A 16,074-nucleotide genomic window follows, 5' to 3' on the forward strand; every position below is an offset into this window, starting at 1 on the left:
TTGGGATTAGGTCCGCCCGTAGCCACCTCCGCCCGGGGTTTCGATGACGAAGACGTCGCCGGGGGACAGGGCGGCCTCGGCCGTGGAGCCGAGGGGCTCGACCGAACCGTCGGCCCGTTCGATCCGGTTTGCGCCCAAGGCGCCCGGCTCGCCGCCGTCGACGCCGAAGGGCGGGACGCGGCGGCGGTTGGACAGGATGGCGGCGGTCATGGGTTCCATGAAACGCATCCTGCGGACGGTCCCGTCGCCGCCGGTCCAGCGCCCGGCGCCGCCCGAACCGCGACGGATGGAGAACTCCTCCAGCCGGACGGGGAAGCGTGTCTCCAGAACCTCGGGGTCGGTCAGGCGGCTGTTGGTCATATGGGTCTGGACGGCCGAACCGCCGTCGAAACCGGGGCCGGCGCCTGAGCCCCCCGCGATCGTCTCGTAATACTGGCGGGTCGCGTCGCCGAAGGTGAAGTTGTTCATCGTGCCCTGGCTGGCGGCCAGGACGCCGAGGGCGCCGTAGAGGGCGTCGACCACCGCCTGGGAGGTCTCGACGTTCCCGGCGACGACGGCGGCAGGATAGCGGGGATTGAGCATCGAACCGTCGGGCACGATGAGGGTGATGGGCTTGAGGCAGCCCTCGTTCAGCGGGATGGCGTCGTCCACCAGGGTGCGGAAGACATAGAGAGTCGCCGCCCGGGTGATCGACAAGGGGGCGTTGAAGTTGCTGTCGAGCTGGGCGCTGGTTCCGGTGAAATCGACGACGGCCGTGCGGGCGATCGGGTCCACGTCGATGCGGACGCGGATGACGGCGCCGCTGTCCATCTCGTAAGCGAACGATCCGGGTCTCAGGGCCGAGATCGCGCGACGCACGGCCTCCTCGGCGTTGGACTGGACGTGGCCCATATAGGCCTCGACCACCGGACGGCCGAACTCGGCGACCATGGCGTGGAGTTCGTCGGCGCCGCGCGTGCAGGCGGCGACCTGGGCCTTAAGGTCGGCCAGGTTCATGTCGATGTTGCGGGCCGGGTATCGACCCGAGGCGAACAGGGCGCGGGTCTCCTCCTCCAGCAGTCGGCCTTCATCGACCAGAAGCACGTCGTCGATCAGGACGCCCTCGTCCGCGACCGTGCGAGAGGTGGCGGGCATGGAGCCGGGGGTCAGGCCGCCGACGTCGGCGTGGTGTCCGCGCGCGGCGACGAAGAAGGCGGGGCTGTCGTCGGCTGCGTCAAGGAAGACCGGCCGGATGACGGTGTTGTCGGGCAGGTGGGTGCCGCCGTTGTAGGGGGCGTTGAGCATATAGACGTCGCCACGTCGGAGGCCCCGGCCGTCGCGCGCATCTCCACGCGATCGGACCACCGCCGCGATGCTCTCGCCCATCGAGCCCAGATGGACGGGGATGTGCGGGGCGTTGGCGATCAGGGCGCCGGAGGCGTCGAAGACGGCGCAGGAGAAGTCCAGCCGCTCCGTGATGTTGACCGAATAGGCGGTGGCGCGCAGGGCCTCGCCCATCTGTTCGGCGGCGGCCATGAAGCGGGCGTTGAAGACCTCCAGCAGGATGGGGTCGGCTTCCGTCCCGACCGCCTTGCGCGGGGCGAGGGGCTGGACCCGGGTCAGGATCAGGGTGTCGGAGGCGGCGATTTCGGCGCGCCAGCCGGGTTCGACCGAGACGGCCCCGACGCCCTCGAAGATCAGGGCAGGGCCGTCGATGCGGGCGCCGGGCGACAGGGCTTCGCGGCGGAAGACCGGGGCGTCGTGGTCGGCGCCGCCCATGCGGACGGACTGGCGGCCGACCGGGTCGGGCGCGAAGGGAGAGGCTGCGGCGGTCGAGGACGCCTGTGCGCCGCCGGACGGAGAGGCGATGGCCTCGACCTGAAGCGTGTCTACGATCAGGCCTTGTTCGGCGACAAAGCCGAATCTCTGGCGGTGGAGGGTCCGGAAATCGCGGCGCATGGCCTCGGCCGTGCCGAAGGGGACGGTCAGGGTGGTGTCGGACCCGGCGTATTTGATCTCGGCGCGGGCGACGGTGGAGACGACGTCGCCCGGTCCCTGTCCGCTGAGGTCGGCCAGGGCGGCCTGGGTCAGGGCCTCGATCCGGTCGATCAAGGCGCCGACGGGCGCGTCCTCCAGCGGCGCGGAGACGGTTTCCTGACGCACGGCCCGGACATCGGCCAGACCCATGCCGTAGGCGGACAGGACGCCCGCCAGCGGGTGCAGCATCACCGTTGTCATGCCCAGAGCGTCGGCGACAAGGCAGGCGTGCTGGCCCCCGGCGCCGCCAAAGGCGTTCAGCACATGGCGGGTCACGTCGTGGCCGCGCTGGATGGAGATGGTCTTGATCGCCTCGGCCATGTGCTGGACGGCGATGGCGATGAAGCCCTCGGCCAGGTCGAGCGGGTCGGCGGGGCGGCCGGTGGCGGCCGCGACCTGTTCCGCCAGGGCGTCGAAGGCGGCGTGGACGGCATCTGCGTCCAGCGGCTGGTCGGCGTTGGGGCCGAAGACCGGGGGGAAGTGGTCCGGGCTCAGCTTGCCCAGGCGGACGTTGCAGTCGGTCACTGTCAGGGGGCCGCCGCGTCGATAGGCGGCCGGACCCGGCACGGCGCCCGCGCTTTCGGGACCGACCCTCAGGCGCGATCCGTCGAAGCGGCAGATGGACCCTCCGCCCGCCGCCACCGTCTCGATGGCCAGCATGGGCGCGCGCAGCCGGACGCCTGCCACCACGCTGTCAGAGGTGCGTTCGTATTCGCCCGCATAGTGGGAGACGTCGGTCGAGGTGCCGCCCATGTCGAAGCCGATGACATGGTCGAAACCGGCGTCGCGGGCGGTGGCCGCCATGCCGACGACGCCCCCGGCCGGGCCGGACAGGATGGCGTCCTTGCCCCGGAAAACGTCGGCGGCGGTCAGGCCGCCGTTGGACTGCATGAACAGGAGCGGGGTCGCCTCGCCCAGATCGGCGCCGACCCGGTCGACATAGGCGCGCAGCACGGGCGAGAGGTAGGCGTCGGCGACCGTGGTGTCGCCGCGCCCTATCAGCTTGATGAGACCGGCGACCTCATGGCTGACAGAGACCTGGGGGAAGCCGATCTCGACGGCGAGGGCGGCGACACGCCGCTCGTGATCCGGGAAACGCCAGCCGTGCATCAGCACCACGGCCAGGGCGCGGTAGCCCCGGTCGAAGGCGGTTTGAAGATCGGCGCGCGTTTTCTCCTCGTCGAGCGGGCGGACGACCTCGCCCTCGACGCCCAGACGTTCCTCGATCTCTATGACCGCGCCGTGCAGGGGCGGAATGGGACGCACGCAGCGGGCGAAGAGTTCGGGGCGGCTCTGCCAGCCGATCCTCAGGGCGTCGGCGAAGCCCGAGGTGATGGCCAGAAGGGTCGGCTCGCCCTTGCGCTCCAGAAGGGCGTTGGTGGCGACGGTGGTGCCCATGCGCACCTCCTGAACCAGGCCGGGGGGCAGGGGGCCGGGGCCGGCCCCGGTCAGGCGTCGCACGCCCTCGACGGCGGCGTCGGCGTATTGCTCGGGATTGTTGGACAGGAGCTTGGCCGTCCTGACCTCTCCGGCCGGATCGCGCGCCACGATGTCGGTGAAGGTGCCGCCCCGGTCGATCCAGAAGCGCCAACCGCTCGGAGTTGGGGCGGTCGGGTCGGAAGCGGGGATGTCGGCCATGGTCCGATTAGACGGAGGTCCGGCGCGCTTACAAGGGGCGACTGGATGGGGCGGCTAACCGAGGGCGGCGCCCACCGTGTTGCGCGGATCGAGCGGCAGGCCCGCCGCCTGACGGTGTTTCAGGACCCGCAGCCAGCCATGCATGGCCTCGGAATCCAGACCGTGCATCATCAGCCGGTAGCCCGCCTGCAAGGTCGAGAGGGCGACCAGGGGATGGCCGTTCTTGACGAAGCTCATGTGGTAGTCCGAGCCGATGATCCGGCCGATGTAGATGGCCATGACCTCGTCCAGCTGCAGCGAGTTGGACGCCCGCACGAAGTCGTCGCGCGGCAGCATCAGGGCGTAGATCGGGGTGTAGAACTCAACCGCCGTCTGGACGTCGATCCGGTTCAGCGCCTTGCGCGGGAAGGTCTCGAAAGCCGGGAATTCGTCGGAGATCATGGAGAAGTCGATCTCGGCCGGCGGCGTCAGCTCCCGGCCTTCGGCGCGCAGGGCCGCGTTCAACTCGATGATGAAGTTGAAGATGTTCAGGTCGTGTTCGAGGAAGAGGTTGGCCTCGATGTCCTTCAGCCGGGTCGGGCGCAACGGCCGCGACGGCACCCGGTCGGCCACGCCCGAGTTCACCCGCACGAAGGCGGTCAGCTCCGACCCGACGTGGAAATGGCGCAGGATGACGGTGTTGGCTTCCGGCGTGGCGAAGGTGCGCAGGCCCCAGTGGATGGTCCGGTGCAGCAGGCCGTTCAGATTGGGGTGGTTGGGCGAGACCGCGCGCAAGACCTTCACCAGGCAGAAGAACAGCATGACCAGCGGCCGGGCGACCGGAAACAGCCAGCGGCGCGACCAGGACCGGGCGCCGAGGAGAAGGGCCCGCTTGGCGTCCTCGTCGATGGGCAGGCTGTGGTCGAGATAGAGAGCCAGCCAAGGGTCGGGGTCGCGCGGGTCGTGGCGCGCGGCGTCGAAGGGATCGGCGGCCGGGGACAGACGGGACGTCACGCCGTGACCTCCTCGATCTGCAGCGCATAGAGGCGGGCGGTGACGCGGGCGGTGGTGACGATGCGCTCGGCGATGACCTCGTCGGGCAGGACCATGGCCAGCATCTCGCGGAACTCCTCCATGTGCTCGGCGTCGTTCTCGCCGTGATAGAGGAGGAAGCGGACGGCTTCATCGGGCAGGTTCAGCCGCTCCTTCACCAGACGGCCCCAGGGCGCGGCCTTGATCGAGCCCAGTCCCTCGATGACGAACATGGCGCCCAGCAGGCCGAAGGGGTCGGGCTGGGACGCCTGATGGAACATCCAGGCCGACAGGGCCTCCGACCCGATGTTCTTGGGCGCGCTGCGGATGTCGTGCAGGTCGCCGCCGGCCGCGACGAAGTCGGCCTCCAGCAGGCGGAAGTCGCGGTGTTCGGTCACCGCATGGCGCATCAGGGTCGAGCGGAGTTCGAGATGGTCCTCGCCGATGTTGGAGGCCGCGCGGCTCATCCACAGGGCGCCGTCCTTCACCTGTTGCCGCAGGTTGATGAGGAAGGCGTGATAGTCGGCCAGCTCGAAGCGACCGCGTGTCAGCTTGCGGATCAGGGGCGTCGCCTCCAGCCGCTGTTCGAAGTCGGTGAAGACGACCGTCAGCTTTCGCAGCACGTCCGCGACGGCGGTTTCGGTCTCGGGGGTCATCACACCACCTCCAGCATCATGAAGCCGATCATGGCGCGGCCGCTTTCGGGGACGACCAACAGGATGCGCTCGCCGCGTTTCGCCCGCCCGCTCTTGATGAACTCATCCAGCATGACCCAGATCGAGGCCGAGCCGATGTTGCCGACGGTCGCCAGATTTGAGAACCATTTCGTCTCCGGGATCATGGCCCGGGTCGTCTCCAGGATCGAGACGATTTCCTGACGCAGGGAACGGGCCGAGTAGTGGCAGAGCAGATGATCGACACGGGCTGGGTCGATCCGGCCCTGATCGACCTTTTCCATCCAGACGCCGATCCAGGCGCGGATGACGATCTTGAGGAGGTCGAAATCCTGCACCAGTGCGACGGCGCCCGAGGCGTGGGCGGCGATGGGGCCGGCGTGGCTCCAGGCGCTCTTCATGTCCGCTCGGTCGGCGAAGGTGGAGCCAGCCCACATGCAGGGGTCGAACCGGCCCGCGAGCGAGGTCATGTCGATCCACTCGACCCGTAACGAAAGGCCGTCCGGGCGAGGCTTGGGCTCCATCACCACCGCCCCGGCGCCGTCGGACAGGGTGAAGCGGAGGAAGTCGGCCTCCATCCGCAAGCGGCCCTTGGCGTCGACCAGGGCCGTGCCCTCGTAGAAGCCGGGCCGGAACCAGCGGGAGGAGAACTCCCCGCCCGAGGCGGCGGCGACACCGGCCTCTCCGGCGCGGACGTTCAGCCAGGCGTCCCTGGCCGCCGTCAGGGCCGAGCCGCAGACCGACTGGTGGCTGGCGATGGAGAGGGGGCCGCAGGCCAGTTCGGCGTGAACGGCGGCGGCGTGACCCGGAACGAGGTAGTCGCCCTGGGTCGTGGCGGTGGCCAGGTGATCGAGGTCGCCGGCCGCCAGGCCCGCGGCTTCGAGCGCCGCCTCCACCGCCCGGGCGGTCATGGAGGCGTTGGAGTGCAGCGGGACTCCCTCGGCGTCGAGGGCGTAGTGGCGGGTTTCGATGCCGTTCCAGCGCAGGGTCCGGCGGCCGACGGCGGAGGCCCGGCCATGGATGCGGCCGATATGGTCCTCCATCGCCTCGGCCCCGATAGGCGCACCGGGCAGGAAGGCGCCGGTCCCGGTGATGAAGACGTCACGAAGGGCGTTCATGCCGCAGGTTTAGCAGAGGAATTGCGACGGGGATGCGGCGATCGAGATCAGACCGCAGAACCAGCCGCCTATCGCGCCAGGGTGAACCGCACCGGCGTTCCGGTCTGGGCCGAGGGGGTCAGCCAGAGGTCGAAGGCGCCCGGTTCGACGGTGGGCGTTCCGGCCGAGCCGATGAACTCCAGCTGGCTGCGTTTCAGACCGAAGCTGACCGTGACGGTTTCGCCCGCCTTGATCGGGACCTTGCGGAAATCGCGCAGGCGCTGGCCCGGCTGGGTCAGGCTGGCGACCCGGTCGCGAATATAGAGCTGGACCGTCTCGACGACATCGACGGACCCGGCATTGGTGATGTTGACCGAGACCTCGATCGCCTCGTTCCACGGCATGACGTCCGACGACAGGGTCGGGGCCGAATAGGCGATCCGGCCGTAGGTCAGGCCGTGGCCGAAGGGATAGAGGGCGGTGTTGGTCGTCTCGCGATAGCGGGCCGTATATTCCTCGACCGCCTTGTTCGGATCGGCGGGGCGGCCCGTAGTCTTGTGGTCGTAGGTGAAGGGCTGCTGGCCCGATTTGTGCGGGAAGCTGACCGGCAGGCGACCGGACGGCGAATGGGAGCCGAACAGGACGTCGGCGACGCTGTGGCCCATTTCCGAGCCGAGAAACCAGGTGACGACGATGGCCGGGGCGTCCTTGACGGCGCCGGACAGCTCCAGGGCCCGGCCGTTGCGCAGCAGGATGACGACGGGCTTGCCGGTCGCGGCGACGGCCTCGACCAGGGCCTGCTGGGCGGCGGGCAGGGTGATCTCGGTGCGGGACTGGGCCTCGCCCGACATGCGCGAGCCCTCGCCGATGGCCAGGACGACGATGTCGGCGCGTTCGGCGGCTGCGACCGCCGCGTCGATGCCGCCCGACAGCGGGCCCTCGATGTCGGAGCCGCGCGTGATGCTGAGCCCTTGCGGATCGGCCATGGCGGCGCGGAAGCCGGTCTCCAGCGAGATGCGGTGCTTCTCGTCGCCCCAGATGGTCCAGGGGCCGAAGACATTGTCGACGTCGTCGGCGAAGGGACCGATGAGGGCGATCTTCTGGCCCTCTCGCTTCAGCGGCAGGAGGTCGCCGTCGTTCTTCAAGAGGACGATGGACTTGGCGCCGGCCTCACGGGCGAGGTCGTAGTGGGCGCGGGAGCCGCAGACGGCCTTTTCCCGCACCGGGTCCATGCCGCGATAGGGATCGTCGAAAAGGCCGAGTGCGGCCTTGACGGTCAGGACGCGGCGCACGGCCTCGTCGAGCCGGGCGAGGGGGACGGCGCCGCTTTCGACCAGACCCGGCAGGTGCTGGAGGTAGAGGCCCGAGACCATGCTCATGTCCACGCCCGCCAGCATGGCGATCCGGGCGGCGTCACGGCCGTCCTCGGCGAAGCCGTGGGCGATCAGCTCCTGTTCGGACGTATAGTCGGAGACGACGAAGCCGGCGAAGCCCATCTCGCCGCGCAGGACCTCGGTCAGCATGTGATGATTGCCGGAGGTGGGCACGCCGTTCAGGTCGTTGAAGGCGCTCATCACCGACATCGCCCCAGCGTCCAGCGCCGTCTGGAACGGCGGCAGGAAGACGCCCCGCAGGGTCGCCTCGGACATGTCGGTAGTGTTGTAGTCCATCCCGCCCTGGGCCGCCGAATAGGCGATGAAATGCTTGGGCGTGGCGACGAGGGCGTCGGGATGGTTCAGGCCGTGGTCGCCCTGGATGCCGCGCACCCGGGCCTCGGCCAGGATCTGGTTGAGCAGGACGTCCTCGCCCGCGCCCTCGACCACCCGGCCCCAGCGCTGGTCACGGGCCACGTCGATCATGGGGGCGTAGTTCTGGTGGATGCCGGAAACGGCGCCCTCAAGCGCGGCGGCGCGGGCGGTGCGGCGGGCCAGGTCGGCGTCGAAGGCGGCGGCCTCGGCCAAGGGCACCGGGAAGACGGTGTAGAGGCCGTGGATGATGTCGGCCGCGAAAAGCAGCGGGATCTTCAGCCGGGTTTCCTCGACCGCGATGCGCTGGACACGACGACCGGCCTCGGCGCCGACGCCGTTGAACAGGGCGCCGACCTCGCCGGAGCGGATCATCCGGGTGACGCGCGCGGGGTCGCCCTGACCGTCCAGCGGATTGACGTTCTGGGGCCGGAAGCGGAACGGATCGCCCAGCAGGTTCAGCTGGCCTGCCTTCTCCACCAGGGTCATCTGGCCGATCAGCCATTCGATGTGGCCGGCGTGATCTAGGCCCGCAGGCGGGGTCGGTCCCTGGGTCTGGGCCTTCGCTTTCGACGGGACCGAGAACAGTCCGGCCCCAAGGGCGGCGAGGGTGGCGAGCTTGGACATGGCGGACCGGCGAGACATCTGGGGGACTGCATAGGTCATGGCGGCGGTCGAGGCGATCATCATGACGAACTTCTAGTCGGAATGTAACCGGTTACGCCAGACTGGCAATCCGCCGCCCGACGAAAAGCCGCACCTCAGGCGAAATCGGTCGCGACGATCGTCGTCCGACGCGGCTCAGATTTCGCCCAGCCATTTGGCCTGGGTCAGCCGTGGATGAAGTGCGGCACAAAGCGTGAGGTGTTGAGGGTGATGGGCCCAGAATCCTCGCGCAGGCCGATGCCCGCCGGTTCGTTCCCGACCAGCCAGGAACCGATGATGACGTGGTTGCCGCCGAACACCGCCGGGGCGTGCAGGGCCTGACGGATGTGGCGGCCCCCGCCGTAGCCGCCGTCGAGGACGGGCTGGGCCGCGCCGTCCAGGGTCAGCTCGACGTTGGCCCCCTCGCGCGAGAACAGGGGCTTGCGAACGTAGGAGGCGCCGAGGGCGGCGGCGGCCGGGTCGTCGTCGAAATAGGTTTCCAGCAGGTTGGGATGGCCCGCGTGACGCTCCCACAGCAGGGGCAGGATCCCCTTGTTGGACAGGATCGATTTCCACGCCGGCTCCAGGACCGTGACCCCGGCGTCGGGCAGGGGCCGGGCATAGTCGTCGCGCAGCATCTCTTCCCACGGATAGAGTTTGAAAAGGGCGTTGATGAGGAAGTTCTCGTGATCCACGAACCGGCCGTCGGCGTTCAGCCCGATGTCGGCGAGGGCCACGAACTGGGGATCGAGCCCGGCCTGCTGGGCCAGGTCTTCCAGATAGCGGACGGTCTGGCGGTCTTCGACGAAGTCCGGGTCGGACGAGAAGTGGACGAAGCCGCGCTCGCCGGCCTCACTGGCCGGGAAGATGGCGCGGAACCGCTCGACCAGGGCCTCGTGCAGGCTGTTGAACTGGTCGGCGTCGGGCGGCAGGACGCCCGCGGCGATCTGTTGCTCGAGCCACAGCCACTGGAAGGCGCCGGTCTCATAGACGCTGGTGGGGGTGTCGGCGTTGTATTCGTAGAGCTTGGCCGGACCGCGCGATCCCTCCTGGGCGCCGTCATAGGCGAGGTCGAACCGGCCGTAGAGGCTGGGGTCGTTCCGCTTCCAGCTGTCGGCCACATAGTCGCGCATGGGCTCGGGGATTTCGAGCGTCTCCATCAGCCGTTCGGACTGGACCACCTCATCGACGAGCGCCAGGCAGAGGTCCTGAAGCTCGGCGGTCGGCGCCTCGACACCCTCCTCGATCTCCTCAAGGGTGAAGGCGTAGGCGGCGGTCTCGTCCCAGTAAACCTCGCCGGAGACATGGCGCCAGGTGAAGCCGAGGCGTTCGGCGGTTTCGTTCCAGTCGGGGCGAGGGTCGAGGGTGATGCGTTCCATGGTCGCCTACATTCCTCCCCCACCGGGGGAGGGGGACCGCGTAGCGGTGGAGGGGGCCAACCGCGCACGCCGTGTCTGGATCAGGCCCCCTCCGTCACGGCGCTAAAGAAGCGCCGCGCCACCTCCCCCAACGGGGGAAGAATACGAGTGGCCTTACGCCGGGTCCTTGTCGGCGGACTTCTGTTCGATCTGCGGGGCGACGATGGTGGTGTTCGGCGCCGAGAGGCGGGCCAGGATGTCGTCGGCGGAGGAATGACCGGGCAGGATGCCGGCCTCCTTGAGCTTGGCGTCGAGGTCGGCGCCGGTGCGACGGTCCTCGAGTTCCTGACCGACGCGCAGCTTCTCTTCCTGCACGGCCTGTTTCTGCTTGATGCGGGCAAGGCTGTCGGCGGCGGAGCCGATGCGGGAATGAGCGCCCTGGGACTGGAGGGCGACCGAGGTCTGGGCGCGCTGGACGGAATCGTTGACCTTGACGATGTCGACCTCGCGCTTGAGCGTCTCGATCTTCTGGTCGGTGGCGGCGATGGCCTGACGCAGGCGGGCCTCGGCCTGTTTCATGCCCTCGATCAGCGGGCCGCGCGTGCCGATCTCGGTCTCCAGCTCGGCGATGCGCTGGGCGACCTCGCGAGCCAGATCGGTCTTGCCCTGGGACAGGGCCGAGCGGGCCGAGGATTCATATTTGGCGATCTGGTCGCCGAAGCTCTGCATCTCGTTTTCCGCCATGCGACGGCGGGCGACCAGGCCGGCGAGGTCGTCGCGGGCCTTGCCCTGGGCGGTGTCGGCGTCGCGGATTTCCTGATCGAGGATCTTCAGCGCATTGGCGTCGACCAGGGACTGGCCGGCCTCATGGGCGGTGCCGCGGAACAGGGCGGAGAGTTTGGCGAGCATGGACATGTCTGAGGTCTCCGATCAGGCGGCGAAGGTTTCACGAAGGGCGGTGGCCTCGATGGCGTTCTCGGCCAGGGTCCGCAGTTCGATGAGAATAGTCTGGAGGGTCGTCTTGGACGAGAGCTCGCCCATCAGCTCATAGACGTCCTGATCGCCGACGGTGGTGATGGCGAAGTTGGACAGGGGCACGACCCGCTGGGCCTTGAGCAGGAACTCATTGAAGGCGGCCGGGTCGGCCTGCTCGGCCACCGGCCAGAGCAGGACCGAACAGACGATCTGGGCGCCGCCCACAGACAGATAGATGGGCAGGTCGCCGTATTCGTGCATGGTCGCCAACAGGACGGGATCGGCGCCTTCGATTACGCGCAGGGTCAGTTCGCCTTCCCGCGTCAGGCTCGAGGCGTCCAGCGCGTCGCGAATGGCGGGCACGGTCCAGGGGGTTTCGATCACGGCGTCCATCTGATGGGTCTCTCCGGGGGTGATGGCTTGTGAAGTGGGGCGGCGCGGGCGGGCGGCAAGTGTGGGTCCGCGCGTCGAGTCGGTGACGATGGCGCGGACGGCGGCGCGGACATCGTCGCGCACGGCCTGGGGCACCCAGAGCTCGAGCTTGACCATGCCGGCCTCGCGGCGGGCCTTTCGCCAGGCCCGGATACGGTCCGAGCCGGGAGAAGGCGGGATGTCGTCGTCCTGCGCCATGTTACATGTAACGCGTAACATGAACTCTTGACCGCCTGCAAGCGGCGTGTGAAGTTCAGCCTATGCGCAGGATGCGACATATTGCGGACGGCGGCTCGCGCACCACGCGGGCAAGGGCTAGATAAGGGCCATGTTCAAGCGTCTGTTTGGTGGCAACGACCCGGCCCCGGCGGCCAACCGGCTGGCGGAGGTGCGCAACATCACCATCGGCCGCACCGTGTCGCTGGATCCGCTGGCCTGGCGCCGGCTGGGCGAGGAGACGGTGTTCAGCCTGGATCGCGACGTATTGAACATCTCGGCCCAGGGATCGATCGCGCTCGACAGCGGCCAGCATGTGCATCGTTTCTATACCGACGACCATGTCATGCTGCAGGCCATGAGCGACGACGCCGAGGGGCGCGAGAGCTATGACTTCAGCCTGTTCGTGCCCTGGACCTCGGCCTATCCGCCCGGCGAGCGGGAGCGGCGCATCTGGCGCGACCGGCTGTCGGACCCGGTGTTCCACGGCGCGGCCGAGGAGCTGCCCGACTATCCGCGCTACTGGTTCGCCGAGAGCGACGCGGTCCAGCCGCCGGTCACTCTGTGGGAGACGGTCTGGGACGACCGGGCCGCGACGATGCCCTGGTCGAAGATTTTCCAGACCTGCATGCTCTATGCGCGGGATCTGGCGGGCGGGCGCGAGCTGATGCTGGCGCTGGAGATGCAGCCGCAGGACGCCTCCGGGAAGACGGGCGAGACGACGCACGAGATCATGGTCGGCATTCCGCTGGAAATGGCCGAGTTCAGCGCCTGAGGGCGTTCACTACAGTCCGCGTCGAGGCGCAGGGGAGGAGACGAGAATGTTCGATCTGGACGGATTTCAGCACGGGGCCACGGCCTTCCTGATCGCCTTCGCGGCGGCGGGCGCCTTCACCATCGCCTTCAAGCTGATCTATCAGTGGATCACCCCCTATCACGAGCACACTCTGATCCGGGCCGGGAACACGGCGGCGGCGGTGACCCTGGCGGAGTTCGCGGCCTGGGCCCTGCTGGCCGGCGGCATCCAGATTCTGGTCTTCCTGGTGGTCAGCCGATTGCTGCTGCGGGATCTGAAGACGCGGATCGAGGCGGGCGAGATGGCGCCGGCTCTCTATCTGGGGGCGATCTCGATCTGCGCCGGCCTGTTGAACGCCGCCTGCATGACGGCCTGATCCGATGACCGACACCAAGCCGAAAACGTCCGCCGCCGACCTGCCGCAATCGACGACGATGCGACGGATGAAGCGATCGCGCGTCCTGCACGTCACGGGACTGATGGCCACGGCCGCCTTTTCGATGTCCGCCTGCGGCTCGCCCCAGGTGGCCGCCCCCGAGGCCCCGCCCTCCCTGGCCTATACCTCGCTGGACGAGTGCAAGACGGCCAACGACATTCCCGACGCGGAATGCGACGCCGGCTACGCCAACGCCCGCGCCGAGGCCGAAAAGACCGCGCCCCGCTATGCGACGCGGGAAGAGTGCGAAGGCCAGTGGGGTCCGTCCCAGTGCCAGCCGAACAGCAACGGAAACGGCGGCGGCTCCTTCTTCACCCCCCTGCTGACCGGCTTCATCATCGGCCAGATGCTGAACGGCGGCGGCTATCGTGGCGGCGGTCCCCTGTATCGCGATCGCGACGGCCAGTACTCCAACGGCTACGGCGGCTATCTGGGCCGGGACTACCGCACCGGCCGGACCGTGGCCCGGGGACGTGACGACGTCCCGGCGACCCGTCAGGCGCCGAGTCGGGTGCAGAGCCGGACCACAGTGGTGTCGCGCGGCGGCTTCGGCGGCGGCGGGCGCGGCTACGGCGGCTGATCGCCTCGCCCGACCGGAATTGAAAACGCCGCCCGTGTCTCACACCACGGGCGGCGTTTCCTTGAAGTCGGCGCCGATCCGGGAGGAACGGCGCCGAAACAGTATCTGGCCCTAGAAGGTGGCCTTGAGGGTCACGACGAACCGGTCGGCGGCGCCCGGCACGCCGTCAATATCCGTGTCGTGATAACGGACGTCCAGGCCGAGGCCGTCGTCCAGAGCGTAGGTCGCGCCGAGGTTCCAGGTCACATAGTCGTCCGAGACGTTCAGCAGCTGCTGACCGACGGCGCCCGAAACGCTGAGCTTCTCGATCGGGGTGAAGGCGGCGTTGACCTCATAATAGGTCGCCTCGTCGTCCACGCCGAAGAAGTCGGGCGAGAAGTAGACGGCGGCGCCGGCCGTGACCGGGCCGATGGCGCGCGAGACGGCGCCTTTCAGCTCCACATAGTCATAGTCGGAGTTCGCGCCGGGCGCGTATCCGTAGAAGACGATGCCGCCGTCCCAGGCCCAGCCGGCGGCCTCGCCCCGGAAGCCGCCGTAGACGTCGATTTCGGCATTGGTGTTGTCGCCGAAGTCCACGGTCGAGGCCCAGGCGCCGGCGTAGAAGCTGCCGATGGTCACGTCGACGCCGCCCTGGATGGCGGCGTTCTCTGAGCTCTGGCTGAAGCCGCGGAAGACATAGTCGGAGGTGACGGCGGCGTTGAGGCTGACGTCGACGTCCTGAGCCGAGGCGGCCGAGGCGGCGGCGGAGAGGCCGAGGGCCAGGGCGGCGGCCGCGCAGGCGGTGGTGAGTTTCATTGGATGTCCCCGATGATTGTTTTTGTGGGTGGTGGGAGAGAGACGCCGGGCGCGAGGGAGGAGACGCGCCCGGCGGTGGTGGGTCATGAGTGGTCGAGGGCTTCGCCGTGCAGGACGGTGTCGAGACCTTCGGCCTCTTCCGCCTCCGACACGCGCAGGCCGGTGGTGAACTTGCAGATCATCAGGATCACCAGGGTGCCGACGGCGCTGTAGACGATGGTCCAGATCAGGCCGATGGCCTGGGCGCCGATGTTGGCGCCTTCGGACAGGCTGTTGATCGCCGTGGTGGCGAAGACGCCGGTCAGCAGGGCGCCGATCAGGCCGCCCGCGCCGTGGATGCCGAAGGCGTCCAGGCTGTCGTCGTAGCGCAGCAGCTTCTTGATCCAGACCGAGGAGGCGTAGCAGACCGGGCCGGCGATCAGGCCGATCAGGACGGCGCCCTTGGGATCGACGAAGCCGGCGGCCGGGGTGATGGCGACCAGACCGGCGACGATGCCGGACAGCATGCCGATCAGGGAGACCTTCTTCTTCTCGATGACCTCGATCAGCTTCCAGGTCAGGGCGGCGGCGGCGGCGGCCAGGACGGTGTTGAGCAGGGCCACGCCCATCAATTCATTGGCGGCGCCCGCCGAACCGGCGTTGAACCCGATCCAGCCGACCAGCAGCAGGGAGGCGCCGATCATGGTCAGGACGGGGTTGTGGGCCGTGATGGCGTCGGTGCCGTAACCCTTGCGACGGCCGAGGACGAGGGCGCAGACCAGGCCCGCGACGCCCGAGTTGACGTGAACGACCGCGCCGCCGGCGAAGTCGAGCACGCCCGCCGAGCCGAGGAAGCCGCCGCCCCAGACCCAGTGACAGATCGGCGCATAGACCAGCAAGGACCACAGGGCCGTGAACAGCAGCAGGGCCGAATACTTGAACCGCTCGGCGAAGGCGCCGGTGATCAGGGCCGGGGTGATGATGGCGAAGGTCATCTGGAAGGAGATGAACAGGAACTCGGGGATGCCCGGCAGCAGGCTGTTGGCCGTCTGCAGGTTCACGCCGTTGAGGAAGAGCATCTCCAGGCTGCCGACGTAGGGCTGGAGCCCCTCGGAGGGGTTCTTGCCGAAGGCGATGGAGTAGCCGGCGATGAACCAGACCAAAGACACGACGGCGAAGACGCCGACCGACTGGGTGATGGTGGCGATGACGTTCTTGCGGCGGACCATGCCGCCGTAGAAGAGGGCCAGACCCGGCAGGGTCATCAGCAGGACCAGGGCGGTGGAGGTGCCGAGCCAGGCCGTGCCGGCGGCGTCGAGCTCCAAGGCGGCCTGGTGGCCGAGCAGGGCCGGAGCCGCGTCCTGGGCCGAGGCTGCGCCGGCGACCATAAGGCCTGCGGTCAGCGCGCCGAGCGCCAGAGCGCCAAGAGCCCCCGCTCGTGGTGTTACGCGTTTCATTAGCTGTGACATGTTATCCCCTCATGCGATCTCGCAGATGCGAACTAGCCATCACGCTTTTGCGATATGCAAGGGGTCTGCACCGGGAACGGCGCAATTTTCATGCCTCTGTTGCCTTCATGACCAAGGTCTTAAGGCATTAATGACCGGAATCCGTGATCTCTGGATAAAATCACATTTTCGCGAGCGCAAAATCACGGCGCGATGAAAAGCTTGGCCTTTCG

Annotated in this window: 13 protein-coding genes; 3 read left to right on the forward strand and 10 right to left on the reverse strand. The window is 68.5% G+C overall.

Going from position 1 to position 16,074, the window contains the following annotated elements; translation table 11 throughout:
• Positions 1-6: 6 nt before the first annotated feature.
• From ACT6QK_RS00250 to ACT6QK_RS00285, 8 genes are all read right to left on the reverse strand, one after another.
• On the reverse strand, positions 7-3,654 hold the full coding sequence (locus tag ACT6QK_RS00250; protein WP_444595814.1) for a hydantoinase B/oxoprolinase family protein: 3,648 nt from the start codon (positions 3,652-3,654) through the stop codon (positions 7-9).
• 54 nt (positions 3,655-3,708) lie between these two features.
• Positions 3,709-4,647 carry a DUF6999 family protein gene (locus ACT6QK_RS00255; protein WP_444595815.1) on the reverse strand — a complete coding sequence of 313 codons (939 nt, stop codon included), beginning with the start codon at positions 4,645-4,647 and terminating at the stop codon, positions 3,709-3,711.
• Positions 4,644-5,321 (reverse strand): iron-containing redox enzyme family protein, encoded by a 678-nt coding sequence (locus tag ACT6QK_RS00260; RefSeq protein ID WP_444595816.1) that lies wholly within the window; start codon positions 5,319-5,321, stop codon positions 4,644-4,646. Before ACT6QK_RS00260 ends, ACT6QK_RS00255 begins: the two co-directional genes overlap by 4 nt.
• Entirely contained in the window at positions 5,321-6,457 is a 1,137-nt protein-coding gene (locus tag ACT6QK_RS00265) for a beta-ketoacyl-ACP synthase III (RefSeq protein WP_444595817.1), read from the reverse strand. The genes ACT6QK_RS00260 and ACT6QK_RS00265 overlap by 1 nt, the downstream gene beginning before the upstream one ends.
• 68 nt (positions 6,458-6,525) lie before the next feature.
• Positions 6,526-8,871 (reverse strand): beta-glucosidase BglX, encoded by a 2,346-nt coding sequence (gene bglX, locus ACT6QK_RS00270; protein WP_444595818.1) that lies wholly within the window; start codon positions 8,869-8,871, stop codon positions 6,526-6,528.
• 140 nt (positions 8,872-9,011) lie between these two features.
• Entirely contained in the window at positions 9,012-10,205 is a 1,194-nt protein-coding gene (locus ACT6QK_RS00275) for a glutathionylspermidine synthase family protein (RefSeq protein WP_444595819.1), read from the reverse strand.
• Positions 10,206-10,358: 153 nt separating this feature from the next.
• Entirely contained in the window at positions 10,359-11,099 is a 741-nt protein-coding gene (locus ACT6QK_RS00280) for a PspA/IM30 family protein (protein ID WP_444595820.1), read from the reverse strand.
• A gap of 15 nt (positions 11,100-11,114) precedes the next feature.
• Positions 11,115-11,789, reverse strand: coding sequence for a YjfI family protein (locus ACT6QK_RS00285; protein WP_444595821.1), 675 nt, complete (start codon positions 11,787-11,789; stop codon positions 11,115-11,117).
• Positions 11,790-11,919: 130 nt separating this feature from the next.
• On the opposite strand from ACT6QK_RS00285, the gene ACT6QK_RS00290 reads away from it, so the two are divergent.
• The 3 genes from ACT6QK_RS00290 to ACT6QK_RS00300 are packed head-to-tail and all read left to right on the forward strand — an operon-like array spanning position 11,920 to position 13,619.
• Positions 11,920-12,582, forward strand: a complete 663-nt coding sequence (locus ACT6QK_RS00290) for a YjfK family protein (RefSeq protein WP_444595822.1) — start codon at positions 11,920-11,922, stop codon at positions 12,580-12,582.
• Between the two features lie 46 nt (positions 12,583-12,628).
• Positions 12,629-12,979: a DUF350 domain-containing protein gene (locus tag ACT6QK_RS00295; RefSeq protein ID WP_444595823.1), complete on the forward strand. Its 351-nt coding sequence runs from the start codon at positions 12,629-12,631 to the stop codon at positions 12,977-12,979.
• Positions 12,980-12,983: 4 nt separating this feature from the next.
• Positions 12,984-13,619: a DUF1190 domain-containing protein gene (locus tag ACT6QK_RS00300; protein WP_444595824.1), complete on the forward strand. Its 636-nt coding sequence runs from the start codon at positions 12,984-12,986 to the stop codon at positions 13,617-13,619.
• Positions 13,620-13,730: 111 nt separating this feature from the next.
• Here ACT6QK_RS00300 and ACT6QK_RS00305 read toward each other — a convergent pair whose 3' ends face one another.
• Both ACT6QK_RS00305 and ACT6QK_RS00310 read right to left on the reverse strand, forming a co-directional pair.
• Positions 13,731-14,414 (reverse strand): TorF family putative porin, encoded by a 684-nt coding sequence (locus ACT6QK_RS00305; RefSeq protein ID WP_444595825.1) that lies wholly within the window; start codon positions 14,412-14,414, stop codon positions 13,731-13,733.
• Positions 14,415-14,497: 83 nt separating this feature from the next.
• The gene (locus ACT6QK_RS00310) at positions 14,498-15,781 is read right to left on the reverse strand and encodes an ammonium transporter (RefSeq protein WP_444595826.1); all 1,284 of its coding nucleotides are present in this window, start codon (positions 15,779-15,781) and stop codon (positions 14,498-14,500) included.
• Positions 15,782-16,074 lie beyond the last annotated feature (293 nt).

The organism is Brevundimonas sp. (genome assembly GCF_052436175.1).
Lineage (GTDB): Bacteria > Pseudomonadota > Alphaproteobacteria > Caulobacterales > Caulobacteraceae > Brevundimonas.

What these genes read in the sequence shown, in the direction of transcription:
- ACT6QK_RS00280 (WP_444595820.1), bottom strand. Translation starts at nt 11,099, where the DNA reads ATGTCCATGCTCGCCAAACTCTCCGCCCTGTTCCGCGGCACCGCCCAT.
- ACT6QK_RS00310 (WP_444595826.1), bottom strand. Translation starts at nt 15,781, where the DNA reads ATGGTCGCCGGCGCAGCCTCGGCCCAGGACGCGGCTCCGGCCCTGCTC.
- bglX (WP_444595818.1), bottom strand. Translation starts at nt 8,871, where the DNA reads ATGATGATCGCCTCGACCGCCGCCATGACCTATGCAGTCCCCCAGATG.
- ACT6QK_RS00295 (WP_444595823.1), top strand. Translation starts at nt 12,629, where the DNA reads ATGTTCGATCTGGACGGATTTCAGCACGGGGCCACGGCCTTCCTGATC.
- ACT6QK_RS00290 (WP_444595822.1), top strand. Translation starts at nt 11,920, where the DNA reads ATGTTCAAGCGTCTGTTTGGTGGCAACGACCCGGCCCCGGCGGCCAAC.
- ACT6QK_RS00305 (WP_444595825.1), bottom strand. Translation starts at nt 14,414, where the DNA reads ATGAAACTCACCACCGCCTGCGCGGCCGCCGCCCTGGCCCTCGGCCTC.
- ACT6QK_RS00300 (WP_444595824.1), top strand. Translation starts at nt 12,984, where the DNA reads ATGACCGACACCAAGCCGAAAACGTCCGCCGCCGACCTGCCGCAATCG.
- ACT6QK_RS00250 (WP_444595814.1), bottom strand. Translation starts at nt 3,654, where the DNA reads ATGGCCGACATCCCCGCTTCCGACCCGACCGCCCCAACTCCGAGCGGT.
- ACT6QK_RS00265 (WP_444595817.1), bottom strand. Translation starts at nt 6,457, where the DNA reads ATGAACGCCCTTCGTGACGTCTTCATCACCGGGACCGGCGCCTTCCTG.
- ACT6QK_RS00260 (WP_444595816.1), bottom strand. Translation starts at nt 5,321, where the DNA reads ATGACCCCCGAGACCGAAACCGCCGTCGCGGACGTGCTGCGAAAGCTG.
- ACT6QK_RS00285 (WP_444595821.1), bottom strand. Translation starts at nt 11,789, where the DNA reads ATGGCGCAGGACGACGACATCCCGCCTTCTCCCGGCTCGGACCGTATC.
- ACT6QK_RS00275 (WP_444595819.1), bottom strand. Translation starts at nt 10,205, where the DNA reads ATGGAACGCATCACCCTCGACCCTCGCCCCGACTGGAACGAAACCGCC.